The 4,223-nt window shown below is 62.7% G+C and carries 5 protein-coding genes; 2 read left to right on the forward strand and 3 right to left on the reverse strand.

The features are described from left to right. Positions 1 to 461, forward strand: a 461-nt coding sequence (locus ENZ75_RS23135; RefSeq protein WP_164887948.1) for a hypothetical protein, incomplete at its 5' end; no start/stop codon positions are given. A gap of 186 nt (positions 462 to 647) precedes the next feature. Then, the gene (locus ENZ75_RS23140) at positions 648 to 1,262 is read left to right on the forward strand and encodes a 3'-5' exonuclease (protein WP_063170226.1); all 615 of its coding nucleotides are present in this window, start codon (positions 648 to 650) and stop codon (positions 1,260 to 1,262) included. 37 nt (positions 1,263 to 1,299) lie between these two features. Here ENZ75_RS23140 and ENZ75_RS23145 read toward each other — a convergent pair whose 3' ends face one another. From ENZ75_RS23145 to ENZ75_RS23155, 3 genes are read right to left on the reverse strand one after another with little or no spacing between them, the layout of a single operon-like run. Continuing rightward, the gene (locus ENZ75_RS23145) at positions 1,300 to 2,007 is read right to left on the reverse strand and encodes an ABC-type transport auxiliary lipoprotein family protein (protein ID WP_063167914.1); all 708 of its coding nucleotides are present in this window, start codon (positions 2,005 to 2,007) and stop codon (positions 1,300 to 1,302) included. Further along, positions 1,988 to 3,361: an MlaD family protein gene (locus ENZ75_RS23150; protein ID WP_024503545.1), complete on the reverse strand. Its 1,374-nt coding sequence runs from the start codon at positions 3,359 to 3,361 to the stop codon at positions 1,988 to 1,990. Before ENZ75_RS23150 ends, ENZ75_RS23145 begins: the two co-directional genes overlap by 20 nt. A 14-nt stretch (positions 3,362 to 3,375) precedes the next feature. Further along, entirely contained in the window at positions 3,376 to 4,197 is an 822-nt protein-coding gene (locus ENZ75_RS23155) for an ABC transporter ATP-binding protein (protein WP_024503546.1), read from the reverse strand. Between the last annotated feature and the right edge of the window lie 26 nt (positions 4,198 to 4,223).

A 4,223-nucleotide genomic window follows, 5' to 3' on the forward strand; every position in this document is an offset into this window, starting at 1 on the left:
GTGGCTGGGTGCGCGATCTGCTGACCGCGGCATCGAACGATGAGGACCTCAGGTCGGCAGCTCCCCCAGCGACTGCGGAAGCGCCCCGCGCTACGCCTGCCCAGCGATCGCCCCTTCATGTCGTCGAATCGCTGAACTCGCTCTCCGTCGATATCGCGCGGGCCATCGACCACGATGCTTCGATCGAGCTGTGGAACCGCTACCGGCGCGGCGAGCGTGACGTGTTCACAAGGCGGCTCTACACGCTGAAGGGTCAGCAGACGTTCGACGAGATCCGTCGCAAGTATCAGGCCGAGGCCGAGTTCCGCGCCGCCGTCGACCGCTACTGCGACGATTTCGAGAAGCTGCTCAAGGATGTCTCACGCAACGACCGCGACAACATCATGGCGCAGACCTACCTGACGTCGGACACCGGCAAGGTCTACACCATGCTGGCGCATGCGAGCGGCCGCCTGCACTAAGACGGGAATTGAACAGGCGGGCCATGGTCCCGCCTGTGCCTGCTCTAACGTCCGGCACGCGTTGAACCTGCCCGCAACAGGTCTTGCGAGACTATCGATGCCTTCGGAATCCGCCCTAAGTCGATCTCCCGACGGCGCTATAATTCATCCACAGTACCGCTGCCCTAACGCTCGCAGGGTGTGATCGTGAAGACGGCAATCATTTTCGACTGCGAGTTTCTTTGCCTGGAGGGCTCGCAACGCAGATTCTGGTGCGCGGCCCACGATCCCGACCCGGTGATCGCACAGATCGGCGCCGTCAGGCTTGGACTTGAAGGCGACTTCCCCCTGCTCGGAACACACAAGGCCTATATCAAACCGGTCGACCGGTTTGGTCAGAGATACGCCTTGGACCCATTCTTCACCAAACTGACCGGCATCACCGAGGAAGATTTGGAGACAAAAGGGGTGGCACTAGGGGATGCCCTCGCCGACATCGATCGTTTTTCCGAAGGGGCGCGATTCTGGTCCTGGGGCAAGGACGAATTGAACATGATCGCCATCAGCTGCTATGTCGGGGGCATTCAGCCTTCGATCCCGGCCACCCGGTTTGACAACGCCGTCAAGCTGCTGATCGCAGCCGGAATGCCGATCGAGGATCTGGCGAGAACGCCGAGCAACAAGCTTGCGGATTACTACGGCGTCAAGCACCCGCCATTGCAGGGGCACGATGCGCTCGATGACGCGCTGTCCGTGACCTACACCCTGCAGCACCTGATGAAGACCGGAAAGCTCCGGCCGGAGATCTTCGACCACTTGTAGGTAGAGAAGCCTGATGGGATTCCGGCGCGCGTCGCGCTCAGATCACCGAATCCGTCCAGCGCACGATCTGCCCGGCGGCGTCGCCGAACGCCTTGTCGAGTGCGCTGACATAAGCAGGATTGCCGCTGCCCGAGACGGGTGCGGCTGCGGTGAAGCTCTTGGAAGCACGGACCTCGCCGTTGCGATCGTTCAGGATCCGCACGAACAGATCGACCTCGGCATGTTCGCCGCCGTCGACCCGAACCTCGAATGAGCGGATCTCGACGATCACCTGATAGTCGATCGCCAGGCCCTCGCCCGGCTTGCCGACGCCGGCAAAGCTGCCCGATCGCTGGAAGGTCTCGGCCAGCCGCGCCTGCACGATCAGCGGCAGCCGGTCAGCCCATTGCGCGCCCTTGAGATACTGGATCGAACGATCCGACGGCTTGATGACGATGTTCTGGCTGTCCAGCGCCTTGAGCGCCGACGGCTGCGCGATCAGGATCTGGCGGCGGCTGTGGCCATGCGCGTCGACCGACGGCGCCGACAGCTCGAACGTATCGAGCGGCGCGGGCTTGCCGCCCAACGCCGCACAGCCGGCCAGCGTCAAGGCAAGCAGTGCCGCAGCCGATGTCAACCCGCCCGTTTTCACCCACACAGACTTCACGCGCGATCCCCGTTGTCCCCGGATCGTAAGATCGACCCGCTTTCGCGGCTCATGTTTCTGGGGCGCGCCGGCGCCGAAGTCAACGCCGCGCCCTGCCATCGAATTGCCGAACCTCGCCGTCGCCACCCGACAGGATGCGCTGCGGATTGCGGCTGAGGTCGGTTACCGCCTCCTCGATGCGGCTGATCGAACGGCGGCTGTCCTGCACCAGCGCTTCGACGTTCGAAAGCCCCTGGCCCGAGAATCGCGCCAGATTGTCGGTGATGACGCCAAGGCGGGCATTCAGCGTGTCCGCAACCTGCTTGAACGACTTCAGCGTCGCCCTCGCATCCGCCATCACGCCGTCGGCCTGCCCCGACCCGAGCAAGGTATCGACCTTGGCTAGAATGCCATCGACTCGCACCGAGGCATCGTTGAGCCGTTGCGCGAGCTGCTTTGCGTCCTTGATCGTCTGGTCGATGTCGTCGGCCCGGTTGGCGAACTTGTGGGTCACCTCCGCGATGTCGGCGGCGGCCTTGTCGGCGCTCTCGCTGGCCTTTTGGATGTTGGCGAGCGCCGAGCGCACTTGTGCGGGATCGATACCGTCGAGCACGTTGTCGACCTTGGCCAGCGTGCCTTGCGTCCGTTTGGCGAAGTCGTTGACCGACCCCACGGCTGTATCGACGTTCTTGATCACGCCGTCGAGCTGCTTCGACGTCTGCTTGAGGTTACCGGTTACTGCGTCGACATTGGCGACGATGCTCTTGATCTTGTCCTTGTCGACCGCGTTGAGAAGGCCTTCGGCCGCCTTCAGCGTGCCGTCGAGTTTGCCGGAAACGCCTTTCAGCTCATCGGCCAGCGTGCTGGCCGCGGACAGGAACTTGTCGATGCCGTCCGAATTCTTGGCCAGCGCATCGGAGAAGGTCTGGACGTTCTGGACGGTCTGCGTCAGCGGCCCGCGAACGTCCTTGGTGAAGCCTTCGAGCTCGGTCAGCACCTTGTCGGCGCGGGTGAAGATATTCTGCGCCGTCTGCAAGAGGTTGGTCACCGCCGACGGGTTGGCGACGATCTCGGCGACCTTGCCTTCCTTTTCCGCTTGGTCGAGGAGCTTTACCTCCTTGGGATCGGCGCCCTTGAGTTCGATGTTGGCCTGCCCGGTCAGGCCGGCAAGCCCGATATCGGCTTGCGTCGATTTGGTGATCGGCGTCATGCGGTCGATCTCGGTATCGGCGATGGCAACCGTCGGATTGTCGACATCAATATAGACGCGCTTGACGTCGCCGACCTTGACGCCGTTGAACAGCACGAAACTTCCGCGGCCGAGCCCGGAGGCCGAGCCCGGAATGCGCACGCGCAGCAACGTCGTCTCGCCCTTGTCGCCGATCGCCGCCGTCCAGTAGACGAAGGCAAACGCCGCCAGGATCGCGGCCAGCGTGAAGATGCCGACAATGACGTAGTTGGCTCTGGTTTCCATTGTCCCACTTATGGCTATGCGCGCGCCGCAAGATCAAGTTGCCGGGCGCGTTTTCCGCGGAAATAGGATTTTACCCACGGTTCCTCGCTCTTCAGCATGTCGTCGATGGTGCCTTCGACCAGCACTTTCTTCTTGCCGAGCACGGCCACCCGGTCGCAAGCGGTGAACAGCGTGTCGAGGTCATGCGTCACCATGTAGACGGTCAGATCCATCGTATCGCGCAGCTTGACCACCAGCTCGTCGAACTCCGCCGCGCTGATCGGATCGAGACCCGATGTCGGCTCGTCGAGGAAGACGATGTCGGGATCGAGCGCCAGCGCCCGCGCCAGCGCGGCGCGCTTGATCATGCCGCCGGACAGTTCGGATGGGAATTTTTGCGCCGCGTCGGGCGGCAGCCCGACCAGCTCGATCTTGAGCATCGCCAGTTCGTCCATCAGCTTTCGCGGCAGGTCGAGATATTCGCGCATCGGCACCTGGACGTTTTCCAGCACCGTCAGCGCCGAGAACAGGGCGCCGTGCTGGAACAGCACGCCAAGCCGCATGTCGATGCGCAGACGCTCGGCATCATCAGCCTTCTCGATATCGACGCCGAACAGCCTGATCGTGCCCGACTGCTTGCGTGTCAGGCCGAGAATGGTGCGCAGCAGAACGGATTTGCCAGCACCCGAGGCGCCGACAAATCCAAGGATTTCGCCGCGCCTTATGTCGAGCGACAGTCTGTCGAGGATAAGCTTGTCGGCAAAGGAAACGCTGATGTCGTGCGCGGAAAGCACGATATCGCCCTCGCCCGCGTCATCCGCCAATGCACCCGCCCTTTTCCTGTTTCGCAGCTTCATCTCAGAACTCGATCGCTGCGTAGAAC

Source organism: Mesorhizobium sp. M7A.F.Ca.CA.002.04.1.1 (genome assembly GCF_004022805.1).
In the GTDB taxonomy this organism is placed as follows: Bacteria; Pseudomonadota; Alphaproteobacteria; order Rhizobiales; family Rhizobiaceae; genus Mesorhizobium; species Mesorhizobium ciceri.

Coding starts and splice junctions, on each gene's coding strand:
- ENZ75_RS23155 (WP_024503546.1), bottom strand. CDS start 4,197: ATGAAGCTGCGAAACAGGAAAAGGGCGGGTGCATTGGCGGATGACGCG.
- ENZ75_RS23145 (WP_063167914.1), bottom strand. CDS start 2,007: ATGGCAGGGCGCGGCGTTGACTTCGGCGCCGGCGCGCCCCAGAAACAT.
- ENZ75_RS23150 (WP_024503545.1), bottom strand. CDS start 3,361: ATGGAAACCAGAGCCAACTACGTCATTGTCGGCATCTTCACGCTGGCC.